At 48.7% G+C, this 17,645-nt stretch carries 14 protein-coding genes; 5 read left to right on the forward strand and 9 right to left on the reverse strand.

What is annotated here, in order from left to right:
• Window positions 1–210: 210 nt before the first annotated feature.
• Together Q4563_RS00585 and Q4563_RS00590 are read left to right on the forward strand one after the other, a co-directional pair.
• A complete protein-coding gene (locus tag Q4563_RS00585; protein WP_303603260.1) occupies window positions 211–1,047 on the forward strand; it encodes a 4-alpha-glucanotransferase in 837 nt (278 codons plus the stop codon).
• Window positions 1,048–1,100: 53 nt separating this feature from the next.
• Window positions 1,101–1,490 (forward strand): HIT family protein, encoded by a 390-nt coding sequence (locus tag Q4563_RS00590; RefSeq protein WP_215977318.1) that lies wholly within the window; start codon window positions 1,101–1,103, stop codon window positions 1,488–1,490.
• A gap of 14 nt (window positions 1,491–1,504) precedes the next feature.
• On the opposite strand, the gene Q4563_RS00595 is transcribed toward Q4563_RS00590, so the two are convergent.
• The 3 genes from Q4563_RS00595 to Q4563_RS00605 are packed head-to-tail and all read right to left on the reverse strand — an operon-like array spanning window position 1,505 to window position 4,178.
• The gene (locus Q4563_RS00595; RefSeq protein WP_215977319.1) at window positions 1,505–2,095 is read right to left on the reverse strand and encodes a TMEM165/GDT1 family protein; all 591 of its coding nucleotides are present in this window, start codon (window positions 2,093–2,095) and stop codon (window positions 1,505–1,507) included.
• Complete coding sequence (locus Q4563_RS00600; RefSeq protein ID WP_303603261.1) at window positions 2,095–2,628, reverse strand: DUF3806 domain-containing protein; 534 nt, start codon at window positions 2,626–2,628, stop codon at window positions 2,095–2,097. The genes Q4563_RS00595 and Q4563_RS00600 overlap by 1 nt, the downstream gene beginning before the upstream one ends.
• On the reverse strand, window positions 2,625–4,178 hold the full coding sequence (locus Q4563_RS00605; protein ID WP_215977321.1) for an FMN-binding glutamate synthase family protein: 1,554 nt from the start codon (window positions 4,176–4,178) through the stop codon (window positions 2,625–2,627). Before Q4563_RS00605 ends, Q4563_RS00600 begins: the two co-directional genes overlap by 4 nt.
• 87 nt (window positions 4,179–4,265) lie before the next feature.
• Here Q4563_RS00605 and Q4563_RS00610 point away from each other — a divergent pair, with 87 nt between their 5' ends.
• Together Q4563_RS00610 and Q4563_RS00615 are read left to right on the forward strand one after the other, a co-directional pair.
• Window positions 4,266–4,583, forward strand: a complete 318-nt coding sequence (locus Q4563_RS00610; RefSeq protein ID WP_215977322.1) for a hypothetical protein — start codon at window positions 4,266–4,268, stop codon at window positions 4,581–4,583.
• Between the two features lie 57 nt (window positions 4,584–4,640).
• Window positions 4,641–5,390, forward strand: coding sequence for an AsmA family protein (locus tag Q4563_RS00615; protein ID WP_215977323.1), 750 nt, complete (start codon window positions 4,641–4,643; stop codon window positions 5,388–5,390).
• 94 nt (window positions 5,391–5,484) lie between these two features.
• On the opposite strand, the gene Q4563_RS00620 is transcribed toward Q4563_RS00615, so the two are convergent.
• From Q4563_RS00620 to Q4563_RS00645, 6 genes are read right to left on the reverse strand one after another with little or no spacing between them, the layout of a single operon-like run.
• Window positions 5,485–7,167 carry a BatD family protein gene (locus tag Q4563_RS00620; RefSeq protein WP_303603262.1) on the reverse strand — a complete coding sequence of 561 codons (1,683 nt, stop codon included), beginning with the start codon at window positions 7,165–7,167 and terminating at the stop codon, window positions 5,485–5,487.
• A gap of 4 nt (window positions 7,168–7,171) precedes the next feature.
• On the reverse strand, window positions 7,172–9,100 hold the full coding sequence (locus Q4563_RS00625) for a vWA domain-containing protein (RefSeq protein ID WP_303603263.1): 1,929 nt from the start codon (window positions 9,098–9,100) through the stop codon (window positions 7,172–7,174).
• Window positions 9,097–10,125, reverse strand: coding sequence for a vWA domain-containing protein (locus Q4563_RS00630; protein WP_303603264.1), 1,029 nt, complete (start codon window positions 10,123–10,125; stop codon window positions 9,097–9,099). The genes Q4563_RS00625 and Q4563_RS00630 overlap by 4 nt, the downstream gene beginning before the upstream one ends.
• Window positions 10,118–10,600: a DUF4381 domain-containing protein gene (locus tag Q4563_RS00635; RefSeq protein ID WP_303603265.1), complete on the reverse strand. Its 483-nt coding sequence runs from the start codon at window positions 10,598–10,600 to the stop codon at window positions 10,118–10,120. The genes Q4563_RS00630 and Q4563_RS00635 overlap by 8 nt, the downstream gene beginning before the upstream one ends.
• Window positions 10,601–10,602: 2 nt before the next feature.
• Window positions 10,603–11,559 carry a DUF58 domain-containing protein gene (locus Q4563_RS00640; RefSeq protein ID WP_303603266.1) on the reverse strand — a complete coding sequence of 319 codons (957 nt, stop codon included), beginning with the start codon at window positions 11,557–11,559 and terminating at the stop codon, window positions 10,603–10,605.
• Window positions 11,559–12,518 (reverse strand): AAA family ATPase, encoded by a 960-nt coding sequence (locus Q4563_RS00645; protein WP_215977329.1) that lies wholly within the window; start codon window positions 12,516–12,518, stop codon window positions 11,559–11,561. The genes Q4563_RS00640 and Q4563_RS00645 overlap by 1 nt, the downstream gene beginning before the upstream one ends.
• Window positions 12,519–12,786: 268 nt before the next feature.
• On the opposite strand from Q4563_RS00645, the gene Q4563_RS00650 reads away from it, so the two are divergent.
• Window positions 12,787–17,571, forward strand: a complete 4,785-nt coding sequence (locus tag Q4563_RS00650; protein WP_303603267.1) for an NAD-glutamate dehydrogenase — start codon at window positions 12,787–12,789, stop codon at window positions 17,569–17,571.
• The last annotated feature ends 74 nt before the right edge of the window (window positions 17,572–17,645 follow it).

Consider the following 17,645-nt stretch of genomic DNA (forward strand, 5'->3'; position numbering starts at 1 on the left):
GGTGACATCCTGGAGCTTTTTTCTCCAATCAATCAGTAGTACCTCGATACACTTACTCAAGTCGCGTGTTGCGATCTTCACAGGGAGCGGCGCAATGGCCGAACAAAGGTGAGGCTTTACTGAAGGTGGCGAAGTATAGAGCATTGGTTAGCGTTTGACCAGCTATATTTTCATCTTTATGGTAATCTGAGGTGAATAAGAGGCAAATGCATGACGGATAATCACCCCAAGCACCTATCGACCACCGCTTTGGCCAAGAAAATAGGCAAAGAGAGTAAAGAGCTGTTTATTCTGCTCGCCAACAGTGGCTGGATCGTAAAAGTAGAGAGCCATTGGCAGTTGACGGCCAAGGGGCGCTTTGAAGGGGGCACCTATGCCAACCACCCTCGGTTTGGCGAATATATTGTGTGGCCCGCCAGTATTAGCGAACATCCTGTACTGGGGCTGTTGCCGGAGGCGCCGCTCAGCGCTCGTACTTTGGCACAAAAAACGGGTTTACCTGCTCGTTTAATTAACCGTGTATTGGCGAATATTGGCTGGCTAAAACCTTATATTCACGGTTGGTTAGTGACGGATTTAGGAAAAGAAAAAGGAGGTCAGCAGCACGAGGGTGAAGCGAATGCGATCCCCTTTGTGACCTGGCCTGAGATTATGTTGGAAGATGCGAGTTTCCAGCGGGCGGTGTCGGGATTAACGGTGGGAGCAACCCAGTGTTTGGATGGACACTCGGCTGAAGCACCGGCTTTAACTTGCATTGATAATTGGCTTTATACATTGGGAATCGCACATGCTGTTGATTACACACTGTATATAAATAGTGATTCCTCAAGCAGTTGTGTCGTAGATTTTTACCTGCCCAGTGCCAACGCCGTTATTCTCTATTGGCCGGATGCACCCAGTCCCGATGTGTTGGCGACTAAGCTGGCGCAGCGTGAGAGTTTGTTGCACAGCCGCATCGCAATAATTGAACTTACGTTATCGCAGCTCGATAATATTGATGAGCTACTAACGCGTGAGTTATTAAAGTTAGGCGTGGCGGTTTATTAGCCCGTTCATTGAATGATCGATTGTCGTTTGATACAAATATTGAGAGGTGAAGTATGGCGAGTGTTTTTTCTAAAATTATAGCGCGGGAGTTGCCTGGAAATTTTGTCTGGGAAGATGAAGAATCTGTGGCTATTATGACGATAGCACCACTCAAAAAAGGCCATGTGTTGGTGATTCCTAAACAGGAAGTAGATCACTGGTATGATTTGCCTGATGCTACCATTGCCCACTTGTCGGTGGTGAGTAAAAAAGTAGCCAAGGCTATGCAGCAAGCCTTTCCGGCAACTCGCGTGGCTGTGATTATAGCCGGGCTTGAAGTGCCACACACACATTTGCATTTAATCCCTATGGATGAAATGCAAGAGCTTGATTTTGCCAACGCAAAACCTGCCGAGGCCGATGACCTGGCCCGTTACGCTGAAAAAATCAAAGCCTACCTCTAGCGGGTAACAAAATCTTATGCTGGTGATGCAGATAACACTGCCATAGTGCCGTGGTAAAAGCTAATCAGTGCAAAAATAAGAAAAATCACAAACGCTGCTCGGTGAAACCATTGAATGGGAAATTTTTGCAGCAACCAGGCGCCACCGTAAATAGCAGGAATATTGGCAATAAGCATGCCCAGGGTAGTCCCCAGAATGACGGCCATTAACGCTTGTGAGTAATGGGCGGCCAAAAGGACTGTGGCAACCTGGGTTTTATCACCCATCTCGGCTAAGAAAAAGACAATACACGTGGCGCCGAAAGCGCCGAGCTTACTAAAACGTTGATCGTTCTCATCGACCTTATCGGGAATCAACGTCCACACCGCAACAGCGAGAAAACTGCAGCCAATTATCCAGGGTAACCAAGTGTTCGGTATCCAGTGGGTAAGCTCCGCGCCTAGCCAAGCACTCAGGCCATGGTTTACTACCGTGGCGACCAACACGCCGGCACAAATGAGCAATGGCTTGGCAAAGCGTGCTACTAACAAAATTGACAGTAGTTGCGTTTTGTCTCCAATCTCAGCAATAGCGACAGCCACTGTGGCGTTTATAAATGCGTCCATCAATAAATAGAATACTCACGCTTACCGCCATAGGGTAGCGGGGGCAGTGAGTCGGCGATTAGGTAGAGTGCCTCGAGATAGATTTTTTTCACGTCTGGCTTGAGGCCAACTTTCATACGTCTTGATAGCATGGTAACGGGAAACAAACACTCGTTAACACTCATGGCGCATAGGGCGCGCGAATGTCCTTTTTTATCTTCGTAAACTTTCCATTCCAGTTCGGACTCTTCGTTCATTAACGCATCGCCTAAAGCGACGCCCAGAGCTTGCTGCATGGAGGTGTCTGATTGACTGATCAATTCGCGTTCGATAATGCGCTGCAAAGTAGTTAGATCAGCTTTAGTGCCGCGAATAGGTGCGCCAATTTTCTCTCCGGCTAGCCTGGCGATACGCTTGCGCTGGGTGTTTAAGAAACTTTCATCGGTCCAGCTTAAATCACGAATTTGCGGTGTTATGGATTGGGGCGGCTGGGCATAGGCAGTCGCAGTTGCCAGTAATGGAGCAATAAAAAGTAATAACCATAATTTTTTCATAAGATTTCCTCCGCCGTATCTGAATTCGAGGCCGAAACGTCAGTAGGGGCGCCATCATTGATTAAGCGAATGGGTTCTGGGTAGATTTCACTCATAGGCGCCGAGAGGCCGCTCTGGGTGACAATATGGACGTGTTGGCGTTTTAATTTTCTAGGTTCGGACACACCACAAGCGTGGGCCAGCATACCGACGCCATAAGTCATATTGCGTTGGTAATGAGCGACACGTTCAGCTTTGTCTTTAGGGACTAAACCCCTCTGTAATTTCGGATCGTGAGTTGTCACCCCTGTAGGGCAGGTGTTTTTGTGACACTGCATCGCTTGTATGCAGCCCAAAGCAAACATAAAACCGCGGGCGCTCACCGTAAAATCTGCACCTGCGGCAATTGCCCAGGCGACCTTCGATGGAGTGATGAGTTTTCCCGATGCTATGATTTTAATCCGTTCGCGTAGACCTGCTTCGGTTAGTAAATCGCAGACAAAAGGCAAGCTCTCTTTGAGCGGAAGTCCCACATAATCCATCAGTGGCTGGGGTGCGGCGCCTGTTCCGCCATCGCAACTGTCGATGGTGATAAAGTCGGGTGCACGGTCAATACCCCGTTGGGTAATGGCTGCCACTAAATCTTTTAACCATTGCTTGTCGCCAATGACTGACTTAAAGCCGACCGGCTTGCCGGTGATTTCGCGTACATGCTCCAGCAAATCTAGCAGTTGCTCTACTGAGCGTATATCTGGGTGGCCATTGGGGCTGATGGACGCGTGACCTTCAACGATGCCGCGAATATCGGCAATTTCGCGAGAGACTTTTTCAGCCGGTAAGATACCACCCTTGCCGGGTTTTGCGCCCTGGCTGAGTTTAACCTCAAACATTTTCACTTGTTCTATGGCGGCCAGCCCGCGCAACTTATCATCACTGAGGTGCCCGTCTTTGTCTCGCACGCCATATTTTGCGGTACCAATTTGAAAAACAAGGTCGCAGCCACCCTCAAGGTGAAAAGGAGAGAGGCCGCCTTCGCCTGTATTTAGCCAACAGCCAGACTGTTTAGCGCCAGCCGACAGAGCTTTGATCGCCGGCGCAGACAGTGCCCCGTAACTCATGCCACTTATGCTAAACAGTGATTGAGTTGTATAGGGCTGGCGACAATAGGGGCCCAGTGTGATATCAGCCGGTAGGGCCGCATCTTTTTCCAGTGTAGGGAAAGCGGCATTGAGAAACATGACTGAGCCCGCTGAGGACAGATCTCGGGTGGAGCCAAAAGCAATATTAGCATCAACATTCTTGGCCGAACGATACACCCAAGAACGTTCCGCTCGATTAAAAGGCATTTCTTCACGGTCCATAGCAAAGAAATATTGCCGGAAAAATTCGCCAAGATGCTCGAAAATATACCGAAATCGACCAATAACCGGATAATTTCGTCGGATAGTATGAGAACTTTGGTTTACGTCAATAAAGTACAGAACGATAGCTGTAATAATCAGCGCAAAAATACCAATCGTTAGCGTTAGGGCGAACAAACCTAAAATTGTCAGAGTTATACTGTTTTCCATAGTCTTAGCTGGCTAGTACCTAGTGAAATCTCAGGCTATGATAGGGGTTTTTAGCGGGAAAATCATGTTTCTGGGGGCATATTTACCATGCGAAATCTGTTGACGTTTGTGTTGTTTCTCGTGGTTGCCATTGAAGCGGGCTTGCTTTATCTGGGCCACCAGCGACAATTAGAGCTACAAGCTGACTTGGTGGAGCAGCAAAAGGCAATCACGGCTTTACAGGTGAAGGTGGATCAACAGGCTCAAACACTAGGTGCACTGGAAGACGAAACCGTCGGCGCTATGGTGCAAAAAGCTAATGCGGTAATCGTCGGTGGCTGGGATGCTATTGCCAACTCTGTCGAGGCGGAGCTGGATAAAGCTCGTCAAGCTTTAGAGCAATTAAATGAACAATCCAATGACTAGGTTAATAAGCCGCGTTTATAGATGTGAGTTATGAATTTTTATTAAAAGGATGAAGTTATGAAAGCGTTAAAAATTATTCTTATCATATTAGCGGTTATCGTGCTGGTAGTCGGTGGGTGCTCGTATTGGGTGTATCGCAATATTGATGGATTTATCGTCTCGGCGATTGAGTCTACCGGATCCGACGTCTTGCAAACCTCGGTTAATGTTGACGATGTTAATTTCAGTTTAAGTCAGGCTAGAACTGAATTGCATGGCTTCGAAATTGAAAACTATCCGGGATTTGATCAGCCAAATCTGTTTGCATTAAATCAGATTGCTGTTGATTTTGACCCTAATAGTGTGGAGTCGGGAGTATTGATCTTTGATGAAGTGTTGATCGATGGGGTAACTTTAACCCTAGAACAACAAGCCAGTGGCAATACGAATATACAAGAGCTGAAAAAACGCTTAGATGCTTTAAGTAGTGGGCAGCAATCAGAAGAGCAGGTAGAGGCTGATGGTGAACAACCTAAATTTATTATCCGTCAGCTTAAATTTACCAATGTTAAAACCGAGGTGTATTCTCCATTAATTGAGAATCAAAGCTATCAAATGCAAGATGTGATTCGTCGTGATTTGGGTGTCGAGAGCGGTGGTGTAACAGGTGCTGAACTAGCCGGGGAAGTTTTCCAGCCCTTTATTGATCAGGTTGAGGATCTCTTGCGCGATAAAGCCGGTGAGGAAATCAATCAGTTGCTGAAAGATAATCTATCGGACGAAGATGCGGAAAATCTCGATCAGCTCAATAAATTGCTCAATCAATAATGCTTTAAAAGCCGCCGCCCTCTCTATTGATCGATAGGGCGGCCCTTTTTAGTGTTAAGCAATACCATCGTACTCACTCCCAAACTGTTGGCCGCTACTGCGGGTACAGTGGACGCAAGTTGTCGCTCGTTTTGGGGGGTTGATTTTTTAACTTGCGCAAACCTTTTAGTAATTCATCAAGCTTGAGGTCGGCACTCGCTGAACCGTAAATAGCTTGGTCCAGTTTTGTCAGTTGTTCTTGTGTGGTTTGATCTGATAGCTGTGCCAGTTCGGCCAATGTGTGAACCTCAATCTGTAAATGTTGTTTTGCCCAAGCAATAATTGCCCCTCGTAACTGTTTTAAGTCATTATTTTTAGCGGCTTTTTGAACGGCAGACCATTCGGTTTTGGATGAGGTCTGTTTACTTTGGGGGCTCGGAGCTGACGCAGATTTTTTACGCAGCGCCATGGGCAGTAAAATAAGAATACACAGTACGCTAATCACTTGACTGACAATAATCCAAGTAGGAATACGCTCAACAATTGTCGTCTGATCTGACTTGGCGGGTATAAACGTCTGTGGCGGTGGTGCTGCTATATCGCCCTGGTCTGCAGGAGTGCTGCCGGCCGGCAGTGATGCGCTCACCTCAACGCTTGGCAATGTGGCTGTTTCAAAGCGGCCTGTGGTGGTGTTATACCAGCGCAACGTAATGGGCGGCAACTGTGTTTGCCCAGCCTGATTGGGCACCATGGCAAGGGTTTCAATACGCGAGGCGTTAATGCCTTTGTTGCTGCGAGTTTCATCGGTTTGTGCTTTGTCCCGATAAATACTAAAACCCTCTACCTCAGCAAACTCAAGCGGCGGTAGCTGGGTGGGGTGAAGCCCTTCGGCGCTGATGGTAATGCGCCGTGTGATAGGCTCGCCGGCGGTTAAGTTGTCTGGGGTGCGGCTAAAATGCTGACTAAGCTCAAGCTTTTGAGCTGGCAGCCAGGTGTCATTACCATTACTTTGCGGAATACTTTTAACTTCAATCGATAAGGGTTGGGCTTTGCCGCGGCGAATTGGGCCACTGTTAAAGCTTAAAAAGCCCCGCGATGAACCCGAGCGCAATTGCACCGCGTAGTCAATGGCTGGTATTTCTAAACGTCCACTAGACTGAGGGTAAACGGCAAAGGTAACCTCGTACACTTTATGCCGAACACCATTCAACTCGGTAATGTATTCGTCTTCACTGACGGCCTCTATCAGGGCATAGTCTAGGTTAAAATCCCCGATTTCCTTACCCGTCCAGTCGTACTTAGAGTAAAGGCGCGCGGTTAACAACACTTGTTGCTGAACAAACACACTCTGTTGATCAGCACTGATCTCTAAAAAGGTTTCCGCATTCGGGTCGGAGGCCGTGGTAGGGGCTTCCACCACAGTAATAGTCAGTGGTTGAGTTTTACTACCGGCCAAAGCAATAGCTGGAATGGTCAGTTTGCCCACATGTTTAGGGGCCAAGGTAACCCGCCAGGTTAGAAATTCATTGGTTTCTCGGTTGACGGTGTAAGATTCTTGTCTGCGCTCTATATTAAGAATTTCAAAATTCGACTGTACCGGGCTCAGGTCAGGTTCGACATTATCAGGGCCGTTTTGCAGGCGGAAATTTACGGTTAATTGATCATTGATATTAATGTTAGTGCGCGCTGCCTCGGCGGTAAACGTGGCCGCATTGGCAAGTTGAGCCAAGAGTACGATGGCGCTAATGATTATTAGCTTAAATGGCTGTATATAGCGTTTAGACAATAAAATCTTCATAGATTTACCAGCGTTGTTCCTCATTACCGAAGTCATTTAATCCTTTGAATTGGCGTTCCATTCGGTTCTTACGATATTCGTATTGAAACTTATTGCGCAATAAGCCCGATGGATCATCGGGTATGTTACGTAGCCATTGTTGCTCGGCTTGGCGTTGTTCTTTTTCTTCGGCGGTTAAGGGCTGCTCAGCCAAAGTTTGATTTTGGCTGCCTTGCGAACTCGCTGTGCTACTGGCCGATGCTTGTTGTGAATCCTGATTTTGACCTTGCTCTTGAGCGGCACTGCTTGATTGAGCGCTGCTGGCCTGGCCTTGCTCTTGAGAGTCGCTTGCTGCGCTGGCACTTTGGCCTTGATCATCGCCAGGTTTTGGTTCCGAATTGTTTTGTGCTTGATCTTCCCCCTGGCTTGAAGCCTGATCATTTTGGTTTTGTTCGCCCTCCGACTCATTGCTATCATCATCGGTAGATTGACCGGACTGGTCTTGTTGCTGTTGTGATGGATTCTGCTCGCCCTTTGAGTCTTGCTCTTGATTGGAGGAAGATGAATCACTTTGTTCTTGCTGTTTTAATTGTTCGATCAGTGCTTTGTTGCTGGCGGCATCTTGCAGCTCTGGCTGTATTTCCAGGGCCTGATCGTAAGCCGCTAGTGCTTGATCGAGTTTTCCCATTTGCGCCAAGGCGTTGCCTCGGTTGTAATGAGCTTGAGCCGTATCCAGCTGCGCGAATGACGTGGCGGCTTGCTCATATTGTCCTGCGCGATAGAGTGCGGCACCGCGCCAGGCGGGGTCTTTAAATTCTTGCGCTGCTACCTCGGCTTGGCCATTGGACAACGCTTTGGCACCGCGTTGATCGGGTGATAGCAGTAGTTTGTCCAGCATTGACGACTCAGCAAGTGCCACTGGGCTATCGAATAAAAGGCTTGATGTCAGCAAAACCGCCACCAAAATCCCTTTACGAAACACGAGCAGTGCCAGAGGTAAAAGCAGTATCGCAAGCCAGGGGCCACGATCCAGCCAAGTATCCATTTTGCTGTCAGATAATTGATATTCACCTGGCGAAAGGTCGTGTCTGGGGGCTAACAAATAGCTAAGGTCTGAGGTGTCAAAGGTGGAGGTGACATAGCGCCCATCGGAAGCTCGAGCTAATCGTTGTAGCTGACCACTGGCCAGTGCGGTCGTAATAACATTGCCTTGATTGTCGCGCATAAAACCGCCATTGCCCGAGGGGATTGGCACTGGTTTATCCGAGCCAATACCTAGTATGGATAATCGGTAGGCACTGCCTTGCAGTGCTTCACGAATCGCCACTTGGGCTGACTCCGCTATTCCATCAGTAAACAATAACAACTCACCATTGCGGTAACCCGCATCGGTCAGCATTTTTATGGCGCGGTCTACCGCCGCTTCAGTGCGACTACCCGGAGCAGGCATCATGCGGGGGTGCAGGGCGGGCAGTAAGGCACTGATAGTTTGTGTATCTTCGGTCAGTGGGGTAACCACGTGTGCCTGATCGGCATAGGCGATTAACGCGGTATCACCTTCGGTTCGCTGTTGCAGTAACTCGGCAATTTTTAAGCGAGCGCGAATCAGGCGTGTGGGTTTAATATCCTCACCCAACATTGAGGGCGAAAGGTCGAGCAAAATAATCAGAGCATCGGCATTGCGATGCACTTGGCTCGGCGCTTTTTCCCAGCTAGGGCCGGCCAAAGCGATACAGCCTATTAACCAAAAGCTGGCTAATCCCCAGAGCAATAAACGGGAGCTACCTGTGGTTTTACTGTCGGTTAAATAAGGCAAAAGTTTGGCATCGATGACCGTTTGCCAATCGGTAGCGCTACGCTTGTTATACCACAGCCCAATTACTGTGAGCAGCAACGGCAGCAAACCCAATAGCGCCATCGGGCGCAACAGGTGGAGGTCGTTCACAGCGCTCATGTCGAGTCTCCTTTGGCTTGTACGCGCGCGCTGCCAGTCCAGCGCAGCTGGCTGAGTGCTATAAGCCAAGTTAATACCAGCGCCAAGCCAAGCGGCCAGAAGAATAATCGCAAGACTGGACGCACTTTCAACTGTTCAAGCTCCAGCGGTTCTAATTGATCCAGCTGTTGGTGTACTTGTTTTAATTCCGCGGTGGATTCAGCACGAAAAAAAGCGCCACCGGTTGTATTGGCAATAGCTTGCAGCGTTTGGGTATCTACTTCATTTGTGCGTCGGCTGCGTCGTGTTCCGCGAATGTTTTCGGTTGAGCCAAATGCGATGGTATAAATTTTAACCCCCATATTGGCGGCAATGTTGGCCGCATCAATGGGATTGCTGTCACCGGCAGTGTTGGCGCCGTCGCTCAATAAGATAATCCGGCGACTGCCCTCGGGCCGTTCTTTTAAACGCTTGATAGCGAGCCCCAAGGCATCGCCAATGGCAGTGGCCCGTCCAGCAAAGCCGACCTGAGCTTCTTGTAACAGTTGGTTAACTGTGACCACGTCACGGCTTAAGGGGGCCTGTAGATAGGCTTGATCGGCAAATAAAATCAAGCCTAAACGGTCTCCACTGCGCCGCTCGATAAATTCGCCGACTACGTCTTTAACGGCATCCATTCGAGTGTAATCGTTATTATTTTGAAACTGCATGGCAACCACACCCGGCGGTTGCATGTCAGGGGTAAGCATACTTTGTGATAAATCCACTGCCAGCATCATATCGCGCCCCGAGTAGGGGCTGCCGGTGGGTTTGCCCACCCATAATGGATCACTGGCGGCCAGCACTAATAATAACCAGCTTGCCCAGAGTAGGGTAAGGATACCTTTACGACTGGCTTTTCTTTCTCCGGAAAGTGACAGCGATTCTAGTTGCCGATAAAAAGGCACTTTAATTGCTGTGGTGTTGGCTGGTGCCGGTTTAACCCAACGCATCACTATCGGTAAAGGCAGCAGCAGTAATAGCCATGGATAGCCAAATTCAAACATCACTATCCTCCAGGTTAGCTGGCAAGCGTTTGCGGTGTAATTTTACCCATGCTTGTGCGGCCGCTATTAACGCAGCGCTGTCGTATTTTGGATTAGCTTGATAAGCGGCAGTGCCCAGTACTTGGCAATGCTCGGTTTGTAGCTTAGCCCGTGCTTTGGGCGCACTCTGGGCCAAAAAGTTCAACCAGTTGTGACCGTGCAGGGCGCCGCAAGTATGTTGGCCATAGGCGGCAATAGCGGTCGCCTTTAGAATTTTATTAATGCTGTTCGGGGTAGCGTCAAAGGACTGCTGTTGTAATTGCCGCAGGGCGGCGCGGCGGTAGCGATTGCTTCGATAACTACGCCAAGCCGCGACAACGGCTAACACAATAACAGTGGTTGCTAGGGCAATAATGGCCCACCAAAAAGGAGCCAGCGGCCACCAACCAATGGGATCGGGGGTATGAATATCGTTTAGTTGCGCTAATGGATTCACAGTTAGCGCCTCCTGGGGTGACGTGTTGGGCCTGCAAAGCGGTGCCTTAAAACCGTAGCGTAATCATCGGCTGTGGATACGGGTATTAATTCAATTTGCAGGCGAGTACAGGTGTCGCGCAATTGCTGCTGTTTGTCTGCGGCCATTAGGGCGTATTCAGACTGGAAGCGCTTTTGGTTGACTGGCAGTAATTGCTTATCCGTCCCGTTAGTGACGGCCAAGGCGCTGTTGCCGATCAGTTGTTGCTCCAGCGGGTCGTGGGTGTGAATTAAACTGATGTCGAGGTGGCGGCTTAATTGAAACAGTTGTTTCTCTGCGGCATTATCCAAATCGTTAAAATCGCTGATCACAAATAGCGCTGCCCCGGGCTTGGCTATACGTTGGGTGTCACTGAGCATTTGCGCCAGAGATAAAGAATTACTGTTGGCGATAGGCGAATGTAGTTGGTGGTTGTACTGTTCCAGCAATCGGATCAATTGTAATACGGCGTGCTTGCTGCGCTTGGGCCGACTGTCGCGAAAATCTTGATCACCAAAGACTAGGGACCCGACACGGTCACCCGCGCCGAGGGCGGCCCAGCCAATACAACTGGCCAAGTGGCAGGCGAGGGTGGATTTAAAATGCTGAACGCTGCCAAAGAACATTGGTGAGCGCTGGTCGCAAAGTAAATACACCGGTCTTTCGCGTTCTTCACTGTAGAGTTTGGTGTGGGGAACCTGAGTGCGAGCGGTCACACGCCAGTCTATAGAGCGAATGTCATCGCCTGGCTGGTACAGTCTAACTTCTTCAAAATCGACCCCCCGTCCGCGAAAGCGGGTTCTAAAGCGACCAGCTTGGGCACTTTTCACCGGGTGCGGGGCAAAAAGCTTGAGATCGCGAGCGTTAAAACGCTCGCGTAACAGATTTGCTACAGAGCAATAAGCGCTGTCTGCACTCTGGGTGTTTACGTCTGTTGGCATTAGGCTACGGGTACAGTGTTCAGCAGTTGGTCGATCGCCTGATCGCGGGTTGTGCCATCGGCCTCGGCTTCAAAGCTTAATATTAAGCGGTGGCGCAAACAGTCGTGAATCACGCAGGCTACATCGTCAGGGCTGACAAAGTCCTTGCCATTTAGCCAGGCGTTAGCACGGGCGCAGCGCTCCAGTGCGATTGTTCCGCGCGGGCTGGCGCCGTATTCGAGCAGCCCCGAGAGAGATTCGCTGTAGAGTTCTGGGCGTCGGGTGGCGTTGATTAACTGCACAATATATTCTTCAACCGCATCGCTCATGTGTAGGCTTAAAATGGCTTTGCGCGCCTCAAATAAACTGTTTTGAGCTAAGGCTGGGGGCTGGGCTGCCGCTTCTTGTTTGGCCTCAGCACGTACCAGCGCCAAGATTCGACGCTCGGCTTCAACGCTTGGGTAGTCCACATTAACATGCATTAAAAAGCGGTCGAGTTGGGCCTCGGGCAGCGGGTAGGTGCCTTCTTGTTCGATCGGGTTTTGTGTGGCCATCACCATAAACAGCGGTGGCAGGGGGTAGGTTTTATTGCCGACACTCACCTGGCGTTCGGCCATCGCTTCCAGCAACGCTGACTGAACTTTGGCTGGTGCACGGTTGATTTCATCGGCCAGTACTAAATTATGAAATACCGGGCCTCGCTGAAATTCAAAGACACCTTGCTCGGGACGATAAATATCGGTACCCGTGACATCGGCAGGTAATAAGTCTGGGGTAAATTGGATGCGGTTGTAGTCACCTTCTATGGCATCGGCGAGGGTTTTAATCGCTTTGGTTTTGGCCAGCCCGGGGGCGCCTTCTACCAGTAAGTGGCCATCTGCCAAAAGTGCTGTTAATAAGCGTTTTACAAGATGCTCCTGGCCAATAATCTGATGGCCAAGCCAATCACCGAGTGACTGAAATTGCTCCTGTAGTGTCATAGTGTGCCCCTTGCTGATTTTTTGTTCGAACTATACAACCGAGATATGGCTTCTGCGCGCCTCAGACAACAACGATGTGGAGGCAGTTCCCCAAAAATCAATAGTAAATGACCGCCAATATTAAGCCAACTGGCTGTTTTTGTTCAGAAAACGCTATTGGGCTGAATAATTTGTTGGCATAGCCGGGAAATCGCGATGCTAAGCGGCGCGCGCCTGCTTAATCGTCTAGGCTTACAGTGATTTTCAAATACATCGATTGGAGCTCTATATGGAAAGTTCTACTTCTACAGTAGATGTTGAAGCAATCGCCGAGGCAGTCGCCAAGTCACAGCCAGAGTCTGTACGTGAAGCCTGCAAAGTGTTTGTTAGGTTGTTTTTTAACCACTTTCCCGCTGAAGATTTTATCGATCGACCCAGTAGCGATATCAGCGGTTGCTTATTATGGTTGTGGAGTTTACTGCAAGGTGAAGTCGCCAATTTGCCCATCGTGCAGGTGGTGAACCCTGAACTCGACAGCTGGGGCTGGTCCAGCCCACATACCGTGATAGCCGTTCGGCAAATGGATATGCCTTTTTTGGTGGATTCGATTCGACTTGAGCTTGCCCATCGACATATTCCAATTTTTAGTGTTAAGAGTACGCCCTATGTACCTGTGCGGCAGGGTGGGCAGTTAGTCGAGATATTACCGGTGCAATCTCGGCAGCATACCGCAGAGGCAATGGTGTATTTGGAAGTGGGTAAATTGACCGATGCGCGCAGTATCCGGGAAGCTGTTCTTGCCCTAAACGAGGTGCTGGGGCAAATTCAAAAAGTAGTGACGGATTTTTTGCCGCTCAAACAAGCCATGCTCGACAGTGCAGACGAGCTGGGTCAGGTCAGCCATGCCTTAGCTTGCAATGATGTCACTGAGGCGCAAAAATTTTTACACTGGCTAACCAATGATCATTTTACTTTTTTAGGTTTTACCGAATTTAACTTAGAGAATCGTCAAGGGAAGGATGTCTTAGTTGAGGATCGTCATCAGCGCGTGGGACTTTTTGATGATAACAGTAAGACCAAAATTAAAATCCTCGATGATGCTCACCCTGGCGTGTCACGTTTTTATTTGTCGCCGGCGTCTATTGCTTTTTCCAAATCGCCACGGCGATCGCGTATTCATCGCAGTGCCTACCCGGACTATGTGGTGGTTAAGCGCTATAACCCGGAAGGTAAAGTAATAGGTGAATGTCGCTTTTTAGGCCTATATACCTCTTCGGTTTACAGTGAGTCGCCTTCGGCTATTCCGCTACTTAGAGAAAAAATCAGTTATCTGTACGAGCGTATGGGGTTAACCCCATGGAGCCACGAAGGTAAAGCGTTGGAGCAAATTGTTGAAACCTTCCCTCGCGATGAGCTGTTTCAGTCGAGTGCTGCGGAGCTGTACGAAACCGTTCGGGGTATATTAGAGATTAACGAGCGCTACAAGGTTAAATTATTCTTGCGCCGAGATCGATTTGCCAAGTTTGTTAGTTGTCTCTTATATGTACCCCGTGACCTTTTTTCAACCCAAATACGATTGCGAGTACAACAATTAATTGGCGAGAAGGTAGGTGCTTGCGACGAACAGTTTAATACTTTTTTTTCCGAATCTCTTCTGGCGCGGGTGCACCTTGTATTTAGATTAAAAGACAAACAAATGCCAGAGGTCGATACCCTGGCACTTGAACAAGAAATAGAAGCGATGGTGCGCTCTTGGCAGGATGCATTACTGTCCGAGTTGTACCACCACCACACCGAAGAGCAGGCTCGTTACCTGGCGAAATTATACGACACCAATTTTAGTGCGGCTTACCAAGAAGCGTTTACGGTGCAACACGCGGCCAGTGATATTGCGATTTTAGAGTCAATGGAACAAGAAACTCTTTGGCTAGAAGTTATTCCTGGTTCAGAGTCAAGTGGTATTCGTTTAAAGCTATATCGACAGGGTATGCCACTGGCCTTGTCCGATATTATTCCACTGCTGGAAGATTTTGGCTTAAGAGTGCTTTCGGAGCATCCCTTTAAATTGCTTAATAAGAATAAAAAGGTGATTTGGCTGCACGATTTTGAATTGCAGCGTGCGGAATCGGCGGAACCTTTGACGAATGCGGGTTTTGCCAATTTGAAACAAGCGATTATCGCTGTGTGGGAGAAAAAATCTGAAAGTGACAGCTTTAATCAACTGGTGGTAGAGGCAGGATTGGATTGGCGAATGATCTCTGTATTTCGGGCCTACGCCAACTATATGCAGCAAACACTGTTTAACTCCTCGATAGAGCACATTGCTGAAGCGTTGGTTAATCAGCGCTTTATTGTCATGTGTCTCGTTAAATTATTTAATGCTTTATTTTCTCCAGAAAATAATAATTCGAAACTAGCGGAGGAACAATTACAGGCGATAGATGATGCTTTAGAGAATGTGCCAAGTTTAATAGAAGACAGGATTATACGTCAGTACGTGGCACTTATGAATGCCACGGTAAGAACCAATTATTTCCAAAGTGATACCCTAGACTATTTAGCGTTTAAGCTTATGCCCAGACAGCTGAATAACATTCCTGAGCCCAAGCCGATGTTCGAAATATTTGTTTATTCTGGTCGGTTTGAAGGGCTTCATTTGCGCGGAGGTAAGGTTGCCCGGGGCGGACTTCGCTGGTCCGATCGCTATCAGGATTATCGTACCGAAGTGTTGGGCTTGGTTAAAGCTCAACAAGTTAAAAATGCTGTGATTGTTCCCAGTGGCGCCAAAGGTGGTTTTGTTTGCAAGCAGGTGGCAGGGCTTTCTCGCGAAGAAAAATTTGCCGAGGGTAAGGCTTGCTACCGGCAATTTATTCAGGCATTACTGTCCATCAGTGATAATGTCATCGACGATCAGGTGGTGCTACCAAACCAGGTGGTTTGCAAAGATGAGCCGGACCCATATTTAGTCGTCGCCGCCGATAAAGGTACGGCTACTTTTTCCGATCTGGCCAACAGTGTGGCACAAGAAGCTGACTTTTGGCTTGGCGATGCATTTGCCTCTGGTGGTAGTCAGGGCTATGACCATAAAGCGATGGGGATTACAGCCAAAGGTGCATGGGTGTGTGTCCAACGTCATTTTAAAGAATTGTCGGTCGATGTTCAAAATGACCCGATTACTGTAGTGGGTATTGGTGATATGGGGGGCGACGTATTTGGTAATGGCATGTTGTGCTCCGAATCGATTCAACTGGTGGCGGCATTCAACCATCTGCATATTTTTATCGATCCACAGCCGGATGCCAGTGCGAGTTTTGCCGAACGCCAGCGATTGTTCAATGCCGCCGGCTCGCAGTGGTCTGATTACGATGAAAGTTTGATTAGTGCCGGCGGTGGTGTTTTTGACCGCTCCGCAAAATCCATTTCACTGACGGCTGAGGCTCGCTCCGCCTTAGGGATAGATGCTAGCCGGTTAACACCGGCCGAACTCATTAATCATATTTTGCGAGCACCGGTTGATCTTATTTGGAACGGTGGTATTGGTACTTACGTAAAAGCTGAGGCTGAGTCACATGCCGAGGTAGGGGATAAGGCCAATGACGCGGTGCGTATCAATGGTAATGATTTGCGTTGTAAGGTTTTTGGTGAGGGCGGCAACCTGGGGATGACGCAGTTGGGGCGAATAGAGTTTGCCCTTGCAGGTGGCGCATGTAATACCGATTTTATTGATAACTCGGCCGGTGTTGACTGTTCGGATCACGAGGTCAATATCAAAATCTCCTTATCACAATTAATTAAGGCTGACGAGCTGGGTGAGGCATCGCGCAACGCGCTTTTAGTCGAGATGACCGATGAGGTGTCGAGTGATGTTTTGCTTAATAACTACCGGCAATCTCAGGCAATCAGTTTGGCAAGTGGAGATAGTCTTGCCAGAACCGCAGAAATAGTACGCTTTATTCATTGTTTAGAGGCGGCAGGCCGGCTGGATCGTGCTTTGGAATTCTTGCCGGATGATGAAAAAATTGCCCAGCGTCAGGCGGCGGGAAAGGGGTTAGTTCGGCCGGAAATATCGGTACTGATTTCGTACGCCAAAGTCGGGTTAAAAGAAGACTTAGCAACACCTACCATTACCCAAGACCCAGTGTTGGCCAAGCTGTGCCTGCAAGCTTTTCCTGCGACAATGCAAAGTCGATTCCCCAAGGTGCTGATGGACCACCCATTGGTATCAGAAATTGTGGCGACACAGCTTGCTAATGATATTGTCAACACGCAAGGATTTACTTTTGTACAAAGAATGATTGATGCCACAGGATCGACCACCGCAGAGGTGGCTAGAGCCTATTTCTTGGCTACAACCGTAGCAGGCGTTAAGGCGTTGTGGCGGGCGATTGAAGATCTCGGCTTTAGTGTTGAAGACTCCGTACAACAACAGCTGCTTCAACAATTGATGCGTCGAGTTAGGCGCATGACTCGTTGGTTTTTGCGTAATCGTCGGGGTAATTTAGATCTTACCTGCGAACTGCAGAATTTTTCCGACGGCTTGGTGGGGGTTCAACAGAGCTTGGTTAATCACTTAGGCGGCGAGGTCGTTCGCGACTGGCAAGACAATATAGATATATTGGTCAGTCAAGGTGTACCGGAATCTTTGTGTCAAAAAGTATTGTCGCCAGGGTATTTATATTCGGGCATGGGAATATTGGATGTTGCCGATCAGAGTAAGCAACCCGTGGAGAAAATTGTAGAAATTTATGCGGGTTTAGTGGCGTGTTTGCATCTTAATGGCTTTGCCCAGCTGCTCAGCGATGCTCGCGTTGAGAATGATTGGCAAGCGATGGCACGCGAGGCCTATATGGATGATCTTGAGTCGCAAGTGCGGAATATTACCCAGTCATTGGCAGGCATCGATCAGTCGCCGCAAGTGATCGTAGAGCAGTGGGCGCAAAGTCACCAATCACTTTTGGACCGCTGGCTAAGTATGGTAAAACAAACACAAACCGCAGGCATGACCGATTATGCAATGTTTTCTGTTGCTCTAAGAGAGTTATTAGACTTGGCTCAAGTAACACGGCATTCATAGTCTTTAAGCAGAACTCGACGCGCACAGAGTGGTCGCACAGTTAAGTGCAACCGAAATGTTAGAAATAGGTGATA

Source organism: Gilvimarinus sp. 1_MG-2023, from assembly GCF_030548285.1.